The organism is Agrobacterium larrymoorei (genome assembly GCF_030819275.1).
Taxonomy (GTDB): Bacteria; Pseudomonadota; Alphaproteobacteria; order Rhizobiales; family Rhizobiaceae; genus Agrobacterium; species Agrobacterium larrymoorei_B.
Genome location: NZ_JAUTBL010000002.1, coordinates 915,089 through 932,758, shown reverse-complemented (window position 1 = coordinate 932,758; position 17,670 = coordinate 915,089). Strand labels below are relative to the sequence as shown.

At 57.7% G+C, this 17,670-nt stretch carries 17 protein-coding genes; 3 read left to right on the top strand and 14 right to left on the bottom strand.

Translation table 11 applies throughout. From position 1 onward, the window contains the following. Positions 1-17 precede the first annotated feature (17 nt). From QE408_RS13130 to dapA, 3 genes are all read right to left on the bottom strand, one after another. On the bottom strand, positions 18-866 hold the full coding sequence (locus QE408_RS13130) for a transporter substrate-binding domain-containing protein (RefSeq protein ID WP_306931787.1): 849 nt from the start codon (positions 864-866) through the stop codon (positions 18-20). Between the two features lie 81 nt (positions 867-947). After that, the gene (locus QE408_RS13125; protein ID WP_306931785.1) at positions 948-2,366 is read right to left on the bottom strand and encodes an FAD-binding oxidoreductase; all 1,419 of its coding nucleotides are present in this window, start codon (positions 2,364-2,366) and stop codon (positions 948-950) included. Between the two features lie 10 nt (positions 2,367-2,376). Then, a complete protein-coding gene (gene dapA, locus QE408_RS13120) occupies positions 2,377-3,276 on the bottom strand; it encodes a 4-hydroxy-tetrahydrodipicolinate synthase (RefSeq protein ID WP_306931783.1) in 900 nt (299 codons plus the stop codon). Positions 3,277-3,521: 245 nt separating this feature from the next. Between dapA and QE408_RS13115 the strand changes: the two genes are divergently transcribed. Further along, the gene (locus tag QE408_RS13115) at positions 3,522-4,193 is read left to right on the top strand and encodes a helix-turn-helix domain-containing protein (protein ID WP_306931781.1); all 672 of its coding nucleotides are present in this window, start codon (positions 3,522-3,524) and stop codon (positions 4,191-4,193) included. A 55-nt stretch (positions 4,194-4,248) separates the two neighbouring features. On the opposite strand, the gene QE408_RS13110 is transcribed toward QE408_RS13115, so the two are convergent. From QE408_RS13110 to QE408_RS13070, 9 genes are all read right to left on the bottom strand, one after another. Further along, the gene (locus tag QE408_RS13110; RefSeq protein WP_306931780.1) at positions 4,249-4,713 is read right to left on the bottom strand and encodes a cytochrome c-type biogenesis protein; all 465 of its coding nucleotides are present in this window, start codon (positions 4,711-4,713) and stop codon (positions 4,249-4,251) included. Next, positions 4,710-6,701: a heme lyase CcmF/NrfE family subunit gene (locus QE408_RS13105; RefSeq protein WP_306931779.1), complete on the bottom strand. Its 1,992-nt coding sequence runs from the start codon at positions 6,699-6,701 to the stop codon at positions 4,710-4,712. Before QE408_RS13105 ends, QE408_RS13110 begins: the two co-directional genes overlap by 4 nt. Then, positions 6,698-7,165 carry a cytochrome c maturation protein CcmE gene (gene ccmE, locus QE408_RS13100; protein WP_306931777.1) on the bottom strand — a complete coding sequence of 156 codons (468 nt, stop codon included), beginning with the start codon at positions 7,163-7,165 and terminating at the stop codon, positions 6,698-6,700. Before ccmE ends, QE408_RS13105 begins: the two co-directional genes overlap by 4 nt. Beyond that, positions 7,162-8,322 carry a c-type cytochrome biogenesis protein CcmI gene (ccmI, locus tag QE408_RS13095; RefSeq protein WP_306931775.1) on the bottom strand — a complete coding sequence of 387 codons (1,161 nt, stop codon included), beginning with the start codon at positions 8,320-8,322 and terminating at the stop codon, positions 7,162-7,164. The genes ccmE and ccmI overlap by 4 nt, the downstream gene beginning before the upstream one ends. Before the next feature lie 236 nt (positions 8,323-8,558). Next, the gene (locus QE408_RS13090) at positions 8,559-9,014 is read right to left on the bottom strand and encodes a hypothetical protein (RefSeq protein WP_306934792.1); all 456 of its coding nucleotides are present in this window, start codon (positions 9,012-9,014) and stop codon (positions 8,559-8,561) included. A 135-nt stretch (positions 9,015-9,149) separates the two neighbouring features. Then, complete coding sequence (locus QE408_RS13085) at positions 9,150-10,550, bottom strand: sensor histidine kinase (RefSeq protein WP_306931772.1); 1,401 nt, start codon at positions 10,548-10,550, stop codon at positions 9,150-9,152. Then, positions 10,540-11,211, bottom strand: a complete 672-nt coding sequence (locus tag QE408_RS13080) for a response regulator transcription factor (RefSeq protein WP_306931771.1) — start codon at positions 11,209-11,211, stop codon at positions 10,540-10,542. The genes QE408_RS13085 and QE408_RS13080 overlap by 11 nt, the downstream gene beginning before the upstream one ends. Positions 11,212-11,300: 89 nt before the next feature. After that, on the bottom strand, positions 11,301-11,570 hold the full coding sequence (locus QE408_RS13075) for a hypothetical protein (RefSeq protein ID WP_306931770.1): 270 nt from the start codon (positions 11,568-11,570) through the stop codon (positions 11,301-11,303). 420 nt (positions 11,571-11,990) lie between these two features. Beyond that, positions 11,991-12,299, bottom strand: coding sequence for a Dabb family protein (locus tag QE408_RS13070; RefSeq protein WP_306931768.1), 309 nt, complete (start codon positions 12,297-12,299; stop codon positions 11,991-11,993). Between the two features lie 853 nt (positions 12,300-13,152). On the opposite strand from QE408_RS13070, the gene QE408_RS13065 reads away from it, so the two are divergent. Continuing rightward, on the top strand, positions 13,153-14,814 hold the full coding sequence (locus tag QE408_RS13065; protein ID WP_306931766.1) for an alpha/beta hydrolase: 1,662 nt from the start codon (positions 13,153-13,155) through the stop codon (positions 14,812-14,814). A gap of 49 nt (positions 14,815-14,863) precedes the next feature. Here the strand turns inward: QE408_RS13065 and QE408_RS13060 are convergent, their stop codons facing one another. Then, positions 14,864-15,295, bottom strand: a complete 432-nt coding sequence (locus QE408_RS13060; RefSeq protein ID WP_306931764.1) for an Lrp/AsnC family transcriptional regulator — start codon at positions 15,293-15,295, stop codon at positions 14,864-14,866. Between the two features lie 123 nt (positions 15,296-15,418). Here QE408_RS13060 and QE408_RS13055 point away from each other — a divergent pair, with 123 nt between their 5' ends. Beyond that, complete coding sequence (locus tag QE408_RS13055; RefSeq protein ID WP_306931762.1) at positions 15,419-16,519, top strand: saccharopine dehydrogenase family protein; 1,101 nt, start codon at positions 15,419-15,421, stop codon at positions 16,517-16,519. Between the two features lie 566 nt (positions 16,520-17,085). Here QE408_RS13055 and QE408_RS13050 read toward each other — a convergent pair. Then, positions 17,086-17,514, bottom strand: a complete 429-nt coding sequence (locus tag QE408_RS13050) for a MucR family transcriptional regulator (protein WP_306931760.1) — start codon at positions 17,512-17,514, stop codon at positions 17,086-17,088. Positions 17,515-17,670: the final 156 nt, after the last annotated feature.

The window sequence follows — 17,670 nt, the reverse complement described above, 5'->3', positions numbered from 1 at the left end:
GAGCGCTGCTCATCCAATTAGAAGGTTACGCCTTTGGGAAGATCGTCCAGTGAAATGTTAACCTGCACCAGGCTGTCCAGCACCGCTTGGCGAATGATCCCGAGGCCTTGTGCATAAACAATCCAGGTATTGAGGAAATCGCGCATGGTTTTATCTGCCTCACGACGAACGGCAGCGTTCGAGGTGGAACCGAACAGCGGTGTCGGGGCGATACATGTTCCAAGGCGAGGATTAGCCTTAACGGCCTTGACGCCACCTTGCCAGAAGATCGACTGAGCATCTGCCCGGCCTGTTGCCAACGCCATCGTCGCCTCGTCGAGGGATTTCATGCGCATGATCGTCGCATTTGGGCAGAGGCGCGAAGCAACCTGATCATGTGCAGAACCCATATCGACTGCGATCTTGACCTCGGGCTTGTTAAGATCCGCCCAGGTCTTGGGCTCGAAGCCCGGCTTGGCGATCACGGTCAGAGCGCTGTTGTAAACCGGCACCGTAAAATCAACTGCCAATGCACGCTTCGGCGTCGGGTTCATGCCAAACATCACGTCGAGCTTGTTGGCCTGCAGGTCCAGGATGGCATTTCCCCAGGTCGTCTCCACCATTTCCAGCTCGACTTCCATATCGGTCGCAAGAGCCTTGCCGATGTCATAGAACTGGCCGCCCCACTGGCCGGTCGTCTTGTCTCTCACCGTCCAAGGCGCGCCGGTGGGAACGCCACCGATACGCAGCTTCTTGGCGCTGATGACCTGCTGAAACGTGTTTCCCACAGCGGCCTGTGCCTCGGCCGAACGCGTAGTTGCGCCCACGACCGCCGCAGCCAGTGCCCCACCGCCGAGAAGTCCTGCAAATTCTCTTCTTGAAACCATGCTCATTCCCCTTCTTTGCTTTTGATTGCGGACCGACGATGGCCTCTGTCCTACAATGCCAAGGCACCATGCCCGGACACCTTACCTCCCAAGCAGGACACCCGGATTCAGTCTGTTTTCCGGATCGAAAACCTGCTTGACCTGCTGCATCAGCTGATAACGAAGAGGATCAACGAGACGCATGAGTTCTTCAGGAAGCTTTCTCCCGATGCCATGCTCGGCGCTGAACGTGCCGTTAAAGCTCGCCCCTACATCGTGAATGGCTTGCTCAACCTGAAGGGCGAATGCGTCCTTGTCGGCGATCTCGGCCCAGTCATCATGCGAGAACATCAGGATGTAGTGAACATTGCCGTCCCCCAGGTGGCAGACGACCTGGGTTTTTGCCCGCGGAAACCGCTCGGCGGACACTTTATCGGCCGCGTCAATGAAAGCGGGAACAAGGGACGTACGCACCGCGACATCGTGAACAATGCCGATGCCTTCCTTTTTGTTGGCTTCGGACACGGAATGCCGGACGTGCCATATCTCTTCTGCCTGCTGCTGGGAGCTTGCGATTACGGCATCCTGGATGAGGCCACCCTCAAGGCCCGCTTCAAGTACCTCACCCATCATAGCATCGAGGTCGGTATGTGTGTCTGATGTACTCAGCTCAACCATCAACGACCACAGCGGCACCTGAGAAAATGGAATGCGCACCCGATCGATATGACGTTGCACAAGTTCAAACTGCGAAGCGGAGACGAGTTCGAAGGCCTCGATGAATTGACCAGCTGTAGCCTTAAACAGAGACAGGAGCTTGACGGCATCGTCCGGCGAGGCGACATCGATCCATGCATGGGCGCTGTTGGATTGTTTGGGGAACAGCTTCAAAGCAGCACCCGTGATAATCCCAAGCGTCCCTTCCGCCCCGATAAATAGCTGCCGTAGCATGTAACCGGTATTGTCTTTACGCAGTGCAGCCAGATCCCTGATGATGCGCCCGTCTGCCAGAACTACCTCGAGACCCGCAACCAGATCCCGCATCGGACCATAGCGGACGACAGCGGTGCCTCCTGCGTTCGTCGAGATCAGCCCACCAATCTGCGCGCTCCCATCGCTGCCGAGGTGCATCGGGAACTGGCGCCCGACATCGTCAGCTACCGCATGCACATCGGCCAGAATAGCGCCGGCATCAACGGTGACAATGTCCGAGACGACATCAACATCGCGAATTTGGTTCATCCTGCGCAGTGACAGAACGATACCGGGCTTTTCCGGGTTTCCACTTTCAGGCACGGCCCCGTAGCAAAGTCCGGTGTTGCCGCCCAAGGGGAACACAGGCTGCCGCATGTGCGCCGCAACCTTCATCACCTCAGACACCTCCTCGGTCGACGCAGGAAGAACGACGCAGACTGCCTTGCCTTGCTTGCGTTCGCGCCAGTCGGTGACATAGGGAAGCATGTCCGTCGCGTCGGTTATGAGACCTTTCGGACCAACGATCTGCAGCAGCCGATCTATCATCGCAAACCCCTCAGGCTAGGTTGACGAGTTTCGCTTGTTTGACGACAGCCTGCAGCTTGGCGAGGGTCGCTTGTGTCGGGTCCTGCAATGGCAATCTCACGCTGCCGACAGGCATGCCCGCGAGTTCCATATATTTTTTAAGCGGACCAGGGTTGGTTTCGAGGAAGATCGTTTTCACCACGTCATTGACAGGCGCCTGAAGGGCGAGAGCTTCCGTCAGCTTACCCTTGCTTGCCATCTCGAAAACATCCACCCAAACCCTCGGATAGATCGTGGCCGACGCGAGAACACCGCCCCGGGCGCCTAGGGCGACATGTGTTGCAAACAGGGACTCTTCTCCGCTCAAGATCGCGATCTCGCTGCCTGCAGCTTTCACGGTTTTGATAAATTCCGGCACATCGTAAGATGAATACTTCATCCCAATGATCGAATTGTCCTCTGCCATGCCGGCAATCGTCTCTGCGGTAACAGAAACATTGGTGCGATAAGGGATCTGGTAAAGGAGAACCGGGAGATCGACGTCCTGCCGGTATTGCTTGAAATAGGATCTGATCGCGTCCTGGGTTCCGGTTGCGTAATAGGGCGTGACCGTCATGACCGCTGAAGCGCCAGCTGCCGCAAAGTCCTTGCCTGCCTCGACGGCGTCCTGATAGCCCGGCGAAACGACGCCTGGGATAACCGGACGACCTTCGGCAGCTTCCACGCAGACTTCGACGACGGTTTTGCGTTCCGATCTTGACAAAGCGGCATACTCGCCGGTTCCACCGATCGGCACGATCCCGGACGCCCCATTATCCAATTGGAACCGCACGAGCTTCCTGAGAGAAGCGATGTCGACCGACTTGTCCTCCTTCAGCGGTGTAACGATGGCCGTATAGAGGCCGCGGATGCTTTCTGCGGATAACGTCATTTATTCAAATGTCCCTGCAAAAGGACAGGCGCGAAGACGCAAGGATATCTTGTGTGATCGCGGCCGTTCCCCGGTTTTCTCGTTGTGTTGATCGCTTCACTATTGCAATGATTTACGACGAAACATTACATGTCAATCCTTTTGGATAAAAAATTCACTATAGGAAAAATTTGTAGCTTCAGATAAAAATCGGATTTCATCGCGCTCCGACCTTTGTCTGGTTACAGATGTGGAAAGGATCATTCATGACGGAGAAGATCATGCCGAGCCAAGCCGCGCGGGGACAAGGTCTTGTAATTCAAGATGTTGTGCGTCTGCATACTGACGAAAGCGTCCGTATACGGGAGACCAGTCCGGCCGACGTAGACATTGGGGCACGTCTTTACGACATCCGCAAAGGCAGAAAGCTTACCCTACAGGACATCAGCAGGGCCACAGGAGTATCTGCGTCCGCTTTCTCAAAAATTGAGCGCAACGAGCTTTCGCCTACTATCGGAACCTTGCAGCGCATCGCTCAGGGTCTTGGCGTCGATATGATGGAGCTCTTGAGCGATCAGAGCAGCAACCAGCAAACCTACGGACGGCGTAGCATCACCCGCGCTGGCGATGGGAAGCAGCACGATTCGAACACGTGCGCTAACACTCTTCTGTGTTCCGACCTGCGAAACAAGAAGATGACGCCGATTTTGACTTATGTGTCCGCCCGCTCACCGGATGATTACAAGGCCTGGGCAAAATCGGAAGCAGAAATATTCCTGACCGTGCTTGAAGGAACCTTGGTTGTGCACAGCAGAATTTATGAGCCACTCGTGCTCAGCACCGGCGACTCCTATTACTATGACGCCAATGTGGAGCATGCTTGGACTTCTGCGAGTGAAAACGATGCAAAGGTTCTTTGGGTACTGGCCGTTTCTTAACGTCCTGGCCCGAATCATCTCGGACCGTCCCGGACGAGCGCAAACGGCCTGAAATCTAGCGCTCCAACAGTTCGCGAATGCGCGCCTCTTCATCCGCCGTCAGTTTCTGGCCTTCCGAGAGCGCGGCGCGGCGACGGGAGAAGATGAAGACCGCCGCACCGCCGATCAGGAGAAGACCGACCGGGGCGCCCCATAGAGCCAGCGTCCTTGCGCTGAAGCGCGGCTTCAGCAGCACAAACTCGCCATAGCGCGAGACGACATAGTTGATGACAGCGTCGTCGCTGTCACCTTTCACCAACCGATCGCGGACGAGAAGACGCAGATCGCGGGCAAGCTCCGCATTGCTGTCATCGATCGACTGATTTTGGCACACCATGCACCGCAACTGTGCGGTTAGATTGCGCGCCCGTGCTTCGAGCGCAGGGTCGGAAAGGACTTCGTCCGGGTTGAAGGCAAAGGCGGGAACGGCGCTGAGCGCCAGAACGATGAGCAGAGATAATCTTGCCAGCATCGCTCTCATTCCGCCGGCTCCAGGCTTGCAGCTTTCGCAGGTTTGGCCTTGCGGCTCGGCGCGCCCACACGCAGGCGTCGGTCGGAGAGCGAGATGAAACCACCCAGCATCATGAACAGCGTACCGCCCCAGATGCAGAGGATGAAGGGCTTCCACCAGATACGCACGACGATACCACCATCCTGCATGGGGTCGCCGAGAGAGACGTAGAGTTGTGAGAGACCGAAGGTCATGATGCCGGCCTCCGTCGTCGGCATACGGCGCGCCGTATAGAGGCGCTTGGAGGACCAGACATCGCCCGCTTCTACGCCCGCCTTGCGGGCGGTGAAGTGGCCGCGATCTTCGGTGTAATTCGGGCCGACGTGATGGCGGATGCCGTCGAAAGTCAGGCTGTAGCCACCTGCCTCCACCACCATGCCCTGCTTCATCTCGACGACTGTTTCCGTCTCAAAGGTCGTCACAGTGACGATGCCAAGGACCGTAACACCCAGGCCGATATGTGCCAGCGCCGTGCCGAAAGCCGAACGCGGCAGGCCCTTGAGGCGGCGCAACGCCACGCCGAGCGCCAGCTTGCCGAAGTTGGCGCGATACCAGAGATCGGCAAGCGCACCGAAGATCAGCCAAAAGCCTGCCGCAATACCGAGTGCTGCCAGTACCGGCCCGCCATGCTCGATGTACCAGAGCGCCAGTCCCGCGAGCGCCGCCAAAGCCGCAACCACATAAAGCCGCTGGAAGGCGCCCAAAAGATCGCCGCGCTTCCAGGCAAGCATCGGCCCGAAGGGGGTCACGATCAGAATCGGGATCATCAACAACCCGAAGGTAATGTTGAAGAAGGGCGCGCCGACAGAGATCTTCTCGCCGGTCAGGGTTTCGAGAACCAACGGATAAAGCGTGCCGATCAACACCGTGGCGGTGGAGACCGTCAGGATCAGATTATTCAGAACCAGCGCGCCCTCGCGCGAAATCGGCGCAAACAGCCCACCTGCCTTCAACGTGGGAGCGCGCCAGGCAAAGAGCGAAAAGGCGCCGCCGATGAAGATCATCAGAATGCAGAGAATGAAAATACCCCGGCTCGGATCGGTGGCGAAGGCGTGCACCGACGTCAGCACGCCGGAGCGGACGAGGAAGGTGCCGAGCAGGGACAGCGAGAAGGTCATGATCGCCAGAAGCACGGTCCAGATCTTCAGCGCCTCGCGCTTTTCCATGACAAGCGCCGAATGCAGAAGCGCTGTTCCCGCAAGCCAGGGCATGAAGGAGGCATTTTCAACCGGGTCCCAAAACCACCAGCCTCCCCAGCCGAGTTCATAATAGGCCCAGTAGGAGCCCATGGAGATACCGGCGGTCAGGAAGGTCCAGGCAGCCAGCGTCCATGGCCGCACCCAGCGGGCCCAGGCCGCATCGATGCGGCCTTCCATGAGGGCCGCAACAGCAAAGGAAAAGCAGACGGAGAAGCCAACATAGCCGAGGTAAAGCAGCGGCGGATGGATGGCGAGACCGAAGTCCTGGAGGATTGGATTGAGATCCTGTCCCTCAGCCGGCACAGGATCAAGACGCAGGAATGGATTGGAGGTCAACAGAATAAACAGGAGGAAGGCCGTGCTGATCCAGGCCTGCACCGAGAGCACATTGGCTTTCAACGTATCGGGCAGATTGCGGCCATAGACGGAAACCAGCGCGCTAAAAAACACCAGGATCAGAAGCCAGAGCAGCATGGAGCCTTCATGGTTGCCCCATACGCCGGTCAACTTGTAGATCATCGGCATCAAAGAGTGCGAATTCTCGAAGACGTTTTTCAACGAGAAGTCGGAAACCGCATAGGCATGCGTCAGCGCACCGAAGCCGAGACCCACCAGAAGAAACATCAGAAGCGAGCCCGTGGACGCGACATCCATCAGCGCCCGATCGTGACGGCGAACGCCGATGACCGGCAGGATGGAGACGACGACGGAAACCGCGAGCGCGAGGATCAGACAGTAGTGACCGATTTCACTGATCATTTGGTCGCCCCGGTCTTGTTGCCATCTTGCGTCTGCTGCCAAAGACCCTTGTCTTTCAACCGGTCGGCGACTTCTTTCGGCATGTAGTTCTCGTCATGCTTGGCAAGCACGCTATCTGCCATGAAGGCATGAGTCGCAGCATCGAACACGCCTTCCGTCACCACGCCTTGGCCCTCGCGAAAAAGATCCGGCAGGATGCCGGTGTAGCTGACTGGAACGCTTCCAGACCCGTCCCTCACGGTGAAGCTCACGGTGCGGCCTTCGCCACGCTTAACCGATCCTTCCGCCACCAGGCCGCCGAGGCGGATGCGCGTACCCGGCGCGACGGAGATCTTTTCGAGATCAGCTGGCATGTAGAAGTAGGCGATGGACTGGCCGAAGGCGAACATCACCAGAAATACGGCAAGCATGATGAAGCTCACGCCACCGCCGATGATCGCCAATCGCTTCTGTTTGCGCGTCATTGCGTCACTCCCTCGGCCGGAATGCCAAGTTGTTGCGCCAAGGCCAGCAGTCTCTTGCCCTGCTCTCCTGCGGGTGGAAAGGCTTTCAGCCCATTCTGCAATGCTTCCTTCGCCTTGCTTTCATTGTTCAGCATGGCATAGGAGCGCAATAGCCGCATCCACCCTTCAAAATTGTCGGGTTGCTCACGAAGTTTGCCGTCGAGACTTTCCACCATTCCGGCAATCATCGCCTTGCGATCCTCTGGAGCCATGGCGTTGGCAGCCTCAATATCCTCAGCGGTTGGATTACCCGGTGTTTCGGGCATTGGCGCGGCAGCAACCGCCGCATCGCCGCCGGTTGCCTCCAGATGCGCCTTGACGAGCGGTATCCAGGGCGCTCCGGCTGGAGAGGCCTTCAAGATCGCCGCGAAGGCGTCGCGCGCTTCATCCTTCTTGCCAGCCTGCTCCAGCGCAAGCGCCAGATAGAACTGCGCGCGCGGATTGCCGGGCCGCAACTTTTCCGCATCAGCAAAGGCCGATTGAGCTTCCTGCGTGACGATGCCCTGGTTGGCTGTAACCAGCGTTTCGGCCAGTCCCGTCAGCCGCTCGGGGCTATCGCCGAGCAAGCGTATGGCGTTTCGGTAGGCCATTTCGGCGTCGCCAAGGCGCATCGTCTTGAAGTAGATCGGCGCCAGCACGTCCCATCCATTGCCGTCCTGAGGGTTCTGCGCCAGATGCCGCTCCGCCTTGGCGATCAAAAGGTTCATGTCATTGCCGGGATTTTCCAGACGTGCTTCCAGCGGCATGTCCGGATGATTGGGGCTTCCCATGAACAAGTAAAGACAGAGCCCCGTGACCGGTAAAGCCGCCGTCACAAGGCTTGCGATCACACTATGTCGGCGAGCGGTCAAGGCAGTGTCCTGCTCACTCTTTCCCGACGCCGCAGCCAGAAGGCGTCGCCCGATCTCGGCGCGCGCATATTCCGCCTCCGTTTCCCCGATCAGGCCGGATGCGCGTTCGCGCTCAAGCTCTGCCAGCTGATCGCGATAGACGGCAACCTCTCCTTCTCGATCAACAACGGCTCGATCGACAACGACGTCCTGCCTGCTGCGCATCAGAGGATGGGTGAGAATAATAGCGACAGCCGCGGTCAATATGGCAACGAGGATCCAGAACATTCCCAATCAACTACTCGAATGCGCGCTGCTTTGGAACAAGCCGCAACGGGATGACACGAATTTGAGGCCATCGGCCGCGCGACGTTCTCTCACAGGAAGAGGTACGACTTCCTTGACACAAGTCAAATGGAAGCATTCGCTTCTGCCGGAACGATCACGCAGCAACCTATCGCAAGCGCGAACCCGCGGGCGAAAACCGCGCTCACTCGCCAGGAGGGATGGTCAGACCGAGGACGTTAGGTCAGGGGTGTCCAGGTTCCGTCCGTATTGCGGCAGGCCGCACCGCGCACCTTCGCCTCGCGGCCATTGTCATTGATCGTATGGGAATACTGACGGCAGTTCTGGTTGCCCACCTGGTAGGGCGCGTTGGCGATAACCTCACCACTGGCGCTGCCGCTCCAGGTCACGGCCTGTCCACCGGGCGCGGTTTCGAGCGCACGATACTCCGCTTCCAGAGCCTTATTGTAATCGCCGCGGCTAAGCTGGACGCCACTGCGCGACACGATACCGCCCTGCAGGTTGGCTATATAGGACACGGAAGACGATCCGCGGCTTCCAAACAGGCCTCCACCACTTGCCGTACCACGGGTGTTTGAGGTGGTGCAGGAACTAAGAACAGAAACGACGATCAGGGACAGCACAACCGGTCGGGCTAAGCGAGACCTTGTTGCTCTCACATCTGCACTGCACATCGCTTCCATCAAAACACCACTCCTTGCCAACGCTGAACTGCTGCTAAGGCCTGCCTAGCAACGGCATCGCGCCGCAAGTCATCAGGCATATCCTCATCAGTCTTCCGGCTTGAATTAATTGCCTTTTCGCGTGTCTTAAGCAAGCTCTTTCGATAGGCCCGGCAAAAGCAGCGTGGCCTTCAATCCGCCGAGTTCGCTACGCGACAGGGTGAACCTGCCATGGTACTCGGAAACCACTTCGCTGACGATCGACAGACCAAGACCAGTGCCCGGCCTGCTTTCGTCGAGCCGTCGACCGCGCTTCAGCGCCTCGGTGATCTGGTCGGGTTCGAGACCCGGTCCATCGTCCTCGACAGTCAACTCGATCCAAGCGCGGCGCGTAATGTCCGGATCGGAGGATGGATGGCTGCCATTGGTCATGCGCACAACAATATGTTTGTCAGCGAAGCGGGCAGCATTTTCGAGAAGATTGCCGACAACCTCTTCCAGATCCTGCTGCTCCATGGCGAGAAGGGTGCCGGGTTGGTGGAGATCGAGTTCGAAGGCCTTGTCGGGATTGAGACGCCGCATCACCCGGATCAGGCGTTCCAGCGCGGGTTCGGCCTCCGCTCGTGCGAGGATCGAGCCGCGCTGGGCAGCGATACGAGCACGCGACAGATAGGATTGGACCTGTGCCTGCATGGCGTCCGCCTGGGCTCGGACCAAGTCTCCGTGCTGGCTGTCCAGCGTGCGCGCCTCATTCAACAGCACTGCGATCGGCGTTTTCAAGGAGTGGGCCAGGTTACCCACCTGCATCCGGGCGCGTTCGACGATGCGCCGGTTGCTCTCGATCAGCGCATTGACCTCATGCGCCAGCGGCTGGATTTCACGCGGAAATTCACCTTCCAGCCGCTCGGCCTCACCACCGCGAATCTTCCCGAGTGCCACACGAGCACGGTCGAGTGGACGAAGACTATAGAGAATCGCAAGACCGTTGACGACGAGGCTGCCGACACCGAAGACGGCAAGCGCCAAATAAAGGCTGTTGGAAAAATCACGCACGTCGTCCTCAACGACGTTGAGGTTGCCGGTCACACGAAACCGTGCGGCCCTGCCCTCTCCATCCAGCACGACTTCGGTCTCAGCCACCTGAATGCGGTTTCCGGCCTGATCGGTCAGCGTGTAATAACGCTCGTAGCGATTGTCGAAGGGAACATCGAGAATGCTCGGAACGGCAAGCTTGGAAACACCGAGCGAAGAGGAGACCAAAGGGGCCGTCTGGAAGTTGCCGAGCGGTTCCACCACCCAGTACCAGCCCGTATCCGGCTGGGAAAAGCGCAGGTCTCCGAGCTGTGGGCTACCGGCCAAGGTGTTCTCGTTGGAGATCGTCACCGAATTGATGACGTTGTAAAGCTGTGCGCGCAGCAGATCGGTAAAGCTGCGCTCGACGCCCTGGCGATAGAGCGTCGAAATCACCACTGCAATCACCACCAGTGCCAGCACGGACCATGCCGAGGCCAGCAAAAGAACGCGGGCGGTGAGTGAATTACTTCGCATCTTGCGGTGCTTGCATCCGGTAACCGAGACCGCGAATGGTCTCGATCAGATCGACACCGAGCTTCTTGCGCAGGCGCCCGACGAAAACTTCGATCGTGTTGGAATCGCGGTCGAAATCCTGGTCGTACATGTGCTCGACCAGCTCGGTGCGCGAGACGACCTCGCCCATGTGATGCATAAGGTAGGAAAGAAGACGGAACTCGTGCGAGGTCAGCTTCAAGGTCACACCGTTCACGGTTGCCTTGGATGACTTCGTGTCGAGCCTTACCGGGCCGCAGATGATCTCGGAAGACGCGTGGCCTGCCGCACGGCGAATCAGCGCACGCACGCGGGCCAGCACTTCTTCCACATGGAAAGGCTTGGTTACGTAATCATCGGCGCCAGCATCGATGCCGGCCACCTTATCGCTCCAGCGATCGCGCGCGGTCAGGATCAAAACCGGCATGGACTTGCCAGCAGAGCGCCATTTCTCGACAACGGTGATGCCATCCATCTGCGGCAAACCGATATCGAGCACAATCGCGTCATAGGGCTCGGTATCGCCGAGGTAGTGGCCTTCCTCGCCATCGAACGCCTGATCGACCACATAGCCCGCTTCTTTCAGCGCGTCGGTCAGTTGCCGGTTGAGGTTGGTATCGTCCTCGACCACGAGAATGCGCATCGTCTGCCCCTTTTCAGTCCAACCGGCAGCAGAGCCGGCACTCGAAATGTGTCTATAGCAGATGTATGGAGATTTCGATCGGGGTTCAACTACATCGGCACGCGCATCGTGACCTTGCGGGGGCGCTCGCCATTGCCCTGCACAAGAACCGTCACCACGCAGGATTGACCGTCACCGGACGGATAGACCGACAAAAGCTGCCCGCCGGTTTCCCGAACGACGCGGGAGACGGCTCCGGTGCAGTCGCTCGCAACGCGAACAATCGGCGCTTCGACGGCTCCGGCCCGCCAATCAGCCTGCGGCGCAGGGAAGCCGGACATTCCGGCTGCAAGCGTCGCGATGATTAGAGGTGATGCCATTTGCAAAAACTTCCACAAAAAGTCGGATGCACGTCGAAATAGTTTGTTGAGGCAATATTTAGCCCAAAGCGTCTGAATGGCAAATGAATGTGGGCTTTTGCTTCCGTTCAAGCTGGGGATAGCAACCCGACCGAAGCGGGACCGACGTCATCCTTTCAGAAAGGTGTAACCATTGCCGTGTAGACTACTGCAAGCTTGTATCGCGGCAACAAAGAACCCGCCCTCAGCTACGACCGCGGTTTTTTCCGAGTCTTCTGAATCACTTGCGAACAAGACTTCAGAAACAGAGTCCACCCATTCAGAAAGTGGTTGAGCAGGCAGTAAACAGCACGCCTTGTCGTCCCAAATACCTGAGGTATCAACCGCTTATCGACTGGTATGATACTATTCCCGGTGACTGACCCATCATCAATGCCGAGCTTACTTGATCGGGGACGTCACCGCCTTATAGGCATCGAAGTCCGCGGCGATCCGCGTATCGCGAAGTGGTTTCACGGTTCTGGTCGAAAGATCATAGGCCGGGTCGGCTTTATAGGCGGCGAGCGCCTCTTCACTCTCGAATTCGCCATAGACGATGAAGTCCACCGAGTTGCCCCACTGGTCCTTCTTGACGTTCTCGCCGATCTCCAGCTTCGAGGCGTGAGGGATGGCCGTCAGGCCCGAAAGCCCCTTGCGCACGGCGTCTCGATTGGCTTCCGGAACGGTGAAGAAAACGATGTGGCGGATCATGGGCATGCACCTGTCTATTGAAACGTCGCGGCAGAAGACTGAAGCAATCGCCTATCATCCCGCCGCAACTGGTTCAATCCAGCTTACAGGGCGGGGGCGCACGGCATTCTACTGAAACCACCTGTCATAGACAGGGAGAAGAGCAGTGAAGGCGCGTCGTTGTGGAACGGTTTTCAATGATGGCGCAGCTGCTCGCGGGTAGCGGGAATCACGGTCACTGGATGGTTTCGGCGCGTCTATGAAAAGAGACGCCCAATAAGGTGCAGATTTTCCACATCCTGAGAGCGCCACTTAAATCGATTTGAAAATTTCTTAATCGATTTTAATAGGTGCGAACCGATTTAAGAGAAAATTATTGCTTGAATCCGGGAACCTCTCGCCCTCTTACTTGGTTTCAGAGCCCGCTAATGGAGCTGCATCAACCCAGTCAGGAGGAATGCCATGACAGCGACAATTCCCCAGAACATTTACGACCGCCTCGAGAGCGAGTGGCGGCAGATGCGTGAAGGTGGCAGCCAGCCAAAGCCTTCGCAGTCTCCAAAGAAGTGATTGCCGCATGCACGCCATGATGGCGTGTTCCGGCAGATGACATAGCCCGCGATATGACGAAAGTCGGTCGCGGGCTTTTTGTTGTGTGTCAATTTCTTTCCACGGTCGCAAAGCTTGTCTTAAAGCGTGTCGCGATCTTTCAGATTCGCTCATACGCTTTAGGTCTTTGTTATCGCATGTCGTTATCGCAAAACCGCTACACACTTTTGCGCGACATGCTTTAGATTGGTGCGTGGACCGCACATAACGCGGTTGTCTGGGGTGCGTTTTCCCCAGTGATCAAAGCAGGTGGAGGTATAAAACATTGTGGTGGATCAGGCGTTTTCTTGGACCGCTGTCCAGCACCGGCATCGTCTTTGGGACACTGCTGTTTTGTGCTTCGCTGACACCCTCCCTTCTCCCGCGCACCTTCGTCATGCAAGGTGTGCTCTGCGGCTTCTCCTTCGCGATCGGATACCTCATCGGTGCCGTGTTGAAGGAGGTCTATCTCTATCTGGAACTGCCGCAGCTCTCCCGGCATGATAGGCGGGGTGTCCGCTTCGTCCTGTCGCTTGCCGCCGCCGTCGCGGCCATCGGCTTTCTCTGGCAGGCTGCGACCTGGCAGAACTCCATCCGTATCTTGATGGAGATGAGCCCACTCGACAGCAGCCACCCGATAAGGACAGGAGCGATTGCAATCGCAGTCGCAGCGATCCTGATTGGTTCCGGGCGCCTTTTCCAACTCGTTCGTCGTTTGCTGGCCCTGCGCAGTCGCCGCTTCCTGCCTCATCGGCTGGCGAATGTCGTAAGTGTCGTTGCGGCGATCGCGCTTGCTTGGATGGTACTGAACGGTCTGATCTTCGACATCGGCCTGCGCTTTGCTGACAGTTCGCTGAAACAGGTGGATAGTCTGATCGAGTCGGATGTGCCACAACCGACGGACCAACTGAAGACCGGCAGCAAAACCTCCCTGATGACATGGCAATCGCTCGGGCGGCGTGGACGGGAGTTCGTGGCGACTGGCCCTACGGGGCAAGAGATTTCCAGCTTCACGGGGAAAGCAGCACTTGAGCCGATCCGCGTCTATGCAGGGCTCAATTCCGCAGACACGCCAGCGGCGCGGGCGAAACTTGCGCTGGAAGAATTGAAACGCACGGGAGGCTTCGAACGCCACGCCCTCCTCGTGGTGGTGCCGACCGGGACCGGCTGGATCGATCCTGAGGCGCTGGATACGGTTGAGTATCTGCATCATGGCGATATCGCCAGCGTGGCGGTGCAGTATTCCTATCTCTCCAGTTGGATCGCCCTCCTCACCGAGCCGGATTACGGCGTGGAAACGGCGCGCGCCTTGTTTGAGGAAATCTACGGCTATTGGGCGACGCTGCCGAAAGAAACGCGCCCCAAGCTTTATCTTCATGGGCTGAGCCTCGGTGCGCTGAACAGCCAGAAGTCGTCAGACCTTTACGATGTCCTGGCCGATCCGTTTCAAGGCGCATTGTGGAGCGGCCCACCCTTTGCCAGCCCTACATGGCGGATGGCGACGAATGGGAGGGTGCCCGGCACACCACAGTGGCTGCCGAAATTTCGCGACTCATCCGTCATCCGTTTTGCCGACCAGTATCAGACCGCGACGATGCCGAACGTCCCCTGGGGGCCGATGCGGATCGTCTATTTGCAGTATGCGAGCGACCCGATCACCTTTTTCGAAACCTCATCCGTCTACCGACGGCCGGAATGGATGAACCGGCCTCGCGGCCGCGACGTTTCCTCCTCGTTCCGCTGGTTCCCACTTGTCACCTTTCTGCAATTGACACTGGACGTGACCGCCGCGACCACTGCGCCCATGGGCTATGGCCATGTCTATGCTCCCGAACACTACATCGAGGCATGGATGGAGGTCACAGCGCCGGAAGGTTGGAGCACGGAAAATCTTCAGCGACTGAAGATGTTCTTCAAGGCGCGCCGGGGAAGTCTGGATGAAGCCTAGAGGGCTTTTGGAGAAAAACGACCTGAGAGCGGCTGCACGAGATAGCGCCTCAGCGCGAGATTCGCGTCGACAGGATGATCGATGACAGCGTGCGCTCCACTCCGTCCAACGCGCCGATTGTGTCGATCAGCCCATCGAGCTCAGAGATGGATGGGGCTGCCAGGATTGCGATCAGGTCGAAACTGCCGCTGACGGAATGCAGCGTCGTGACTTCCTTTATGGCGGCCAATGCGACCGTGACGGTTGCCAAAGCCTTTGGGCCGATGGTGATGAGCACATGGGCGCGCACCAGCCCGGACAGGTAATTTTCCGACAACCTAAGACTATAGCCAGCGATGACGCCTTCCGCCTCAAGCCGCTCGATCCGGGCCTGAACCGTTGTACGCGACAGGCCGAGCTTGCGCGCCAGTTCCGCAACCGGCATGCGGGCATTGCTACCCAGAAGAGACAGCAGTGCACGATCCTTGTCGGTGATGGTCATTCTGCATATTTCCTTCGGCGTTTTGCATAGTTTTATACATCTATATGAACAAAGTGAAGCTACGAATCGTGATGAAGCGGCGGCATTCTATTACCTCAACAATAGTCTTTGAGGGGACAGATCATGAAACACATCGTTGTCGTTGGTGCTGGCAATATCGGCTCGGCTATTTCCTGGATGCTTGCCGTGACGGGCGATTACCGCATTACCGTTGCCGATCGCGCGGTCGATCAACTGGCGAATGTTCCATCCCATGAGCGGATTGATACCGAAGTGGTGGACATTACCGACAGGCTCAGCCTTCAGGCTTTGTTAAAGGACAAATTTGCCGTTCTTTCGGCAGCGCCTTTCCATCTGACAGCTGGGATAGCCGAAGCGGCAGTCGCGGTCGGCACCCACTATCTCGATCTGACTGAAGACGTCGAATCCACTCGCAAGGTCAAGAAACTGGCCGAAACGTCGGAAGTGGCGTTGATCCCCCAGTGCGGCTTGGCGCCCGGCTTTATCTCTATCGTCGCCGCCGATCTGGCGTCGCGTTTCGACAAGCTGGACAGTGTGCGCATGCGTGTCGGCGCTTTGCCGCAATACCCGTCCAACGCCTTGAACTATAATCTCACCTGGAGCACGGACGGCCTGATCAATGAATATATCGAGCCGTGCGAGGCGATCGTCGAAGGGCGCTTGACCGCCGTTCCGGCGCTGGAAGAGCGAGAAGAGTTTTCCCTGGACGGCATGACCTATGAAGCCTTCAACACATCCGGCGGGCTTGGGACACTCGCCGCGACTTTAGAAGGCAAGGTGCGGACGATGAACTACCGCACCATCCGTTATCCTGGCCATGTGTCGATCATGAAGGCGCTTCTCAACGATCTCAACTTGCGCAATCGCCGCGACGTGCTGAAGGATCTCTTCGAAAACGCCCTTCCCGCCACCATGCAGGATGTGGTCATCGTGTTCGTCACCGTCTGCGGAACGAAGAATGGCCGCTTCATGCAGGAAACCTACGCGAACAAGGTATATGCTGGCCCCGTCTCCGGTCGCATGATGAGCGCGATCCAGATCACCACAGCGTCCGGCATCTGCACGGTTCTCGATCTTCTCGCCAACGAAAGACTGCCCATGCGCGGTTTCGTCAAGCAGGAAGATGTGGCGCTCGACGACTTCCTCGCCAACCGCTTCGGCCAGTACTACGTGCCGCGCGAGGGGCTGGCAAAAGTCGGCTGAGAGGCACCCTCGTTTCTCTTCGGGGACTCATCATAGCGTTTCCTTGTTAAAGGAAATGCTCCGGAACAAGCCGCTTAGAGCGTTTCCTTGTTAAATAGAAACAGTTCTGTTGGTTCAAACGGGATCGACTGATTGTCCGGAGGGCGCGTGCCGTAGCCAAAGCATACGGCCAAGCCGTCCGGGCAAGCAGGTGGCCCGTTTCAACCAACCCTCCCGCAGATTTGCTGGCAAATCTGCAAGAGCTTCAATCGCCCGGCGCGCTAATCGCTTCGCACGGCGAAGCGGCGCGACGGGAGGGCCGGGCATCTTTCCGCCAGGCTCAAAGGCGATCGGCTCGACCGTACCTTTGGGTATGCCCTTCGCCAATCGCCTTTGCCCTGACGAAAACCTGCTCCGGCAGAACGTTTCTATTTAACAAGGAAACGCTCTAAGGCTGGCGCGATCATGATATCGCTCCAGCCTCTTTATTGGTTGCGGCGGCACCGCTGGCAGTTCACCGATGAAACGCAAAAAGCCGACCCAAATAGGCCGGCTTTCGTGTCTTTGCGAATGCTGCTGCGAAGAGATCAGCGACCGGATTTGCGACGCTGGCCGAGACCCATTTCCTTTGCCAGGCGCGAACGCGCTTCTGCATAGGCTGGAGCCACCATCGGGTAATCCACCGGAAGATCCCACTTTTCGCGGTATTCTTCCGGCGTAATATTGTGATGTGTCGTCAAATGACGCTTGAGCGACTTGAAAGATCCGCCACATTCCAAACAGATGATCTGATCATCCTGAACCGACTTACGCACAGAAACCGCAGGCTTCTGCTTTTCGACGCTAACCGAAGCCACAGCCGGGGCAGAGGTGCCATTCAGCGCGTTGTGGACGTCGGAAATCAGGCTTGGAAGTTCCGCAACCGGAACGACATGGTGGCTAACATATGCGGCAACGATATCCGCAGTCAGCTCGACGAGCAGATTCTGCGCTCCGCCATATGTAGTTTCCGTCATTGAAATATCTCCTGTTCATGTCACGCGTAGCGACGGGCAAAGCCACATTCGCCAATATTGCAAAGTACGGCCAGCGAAACTGCACCTGTGTGTATGACACGAAGCCAACCCTGAGCCTCATGCAGAAAAGGTGGAATATACCGGCGCGATTTGCGT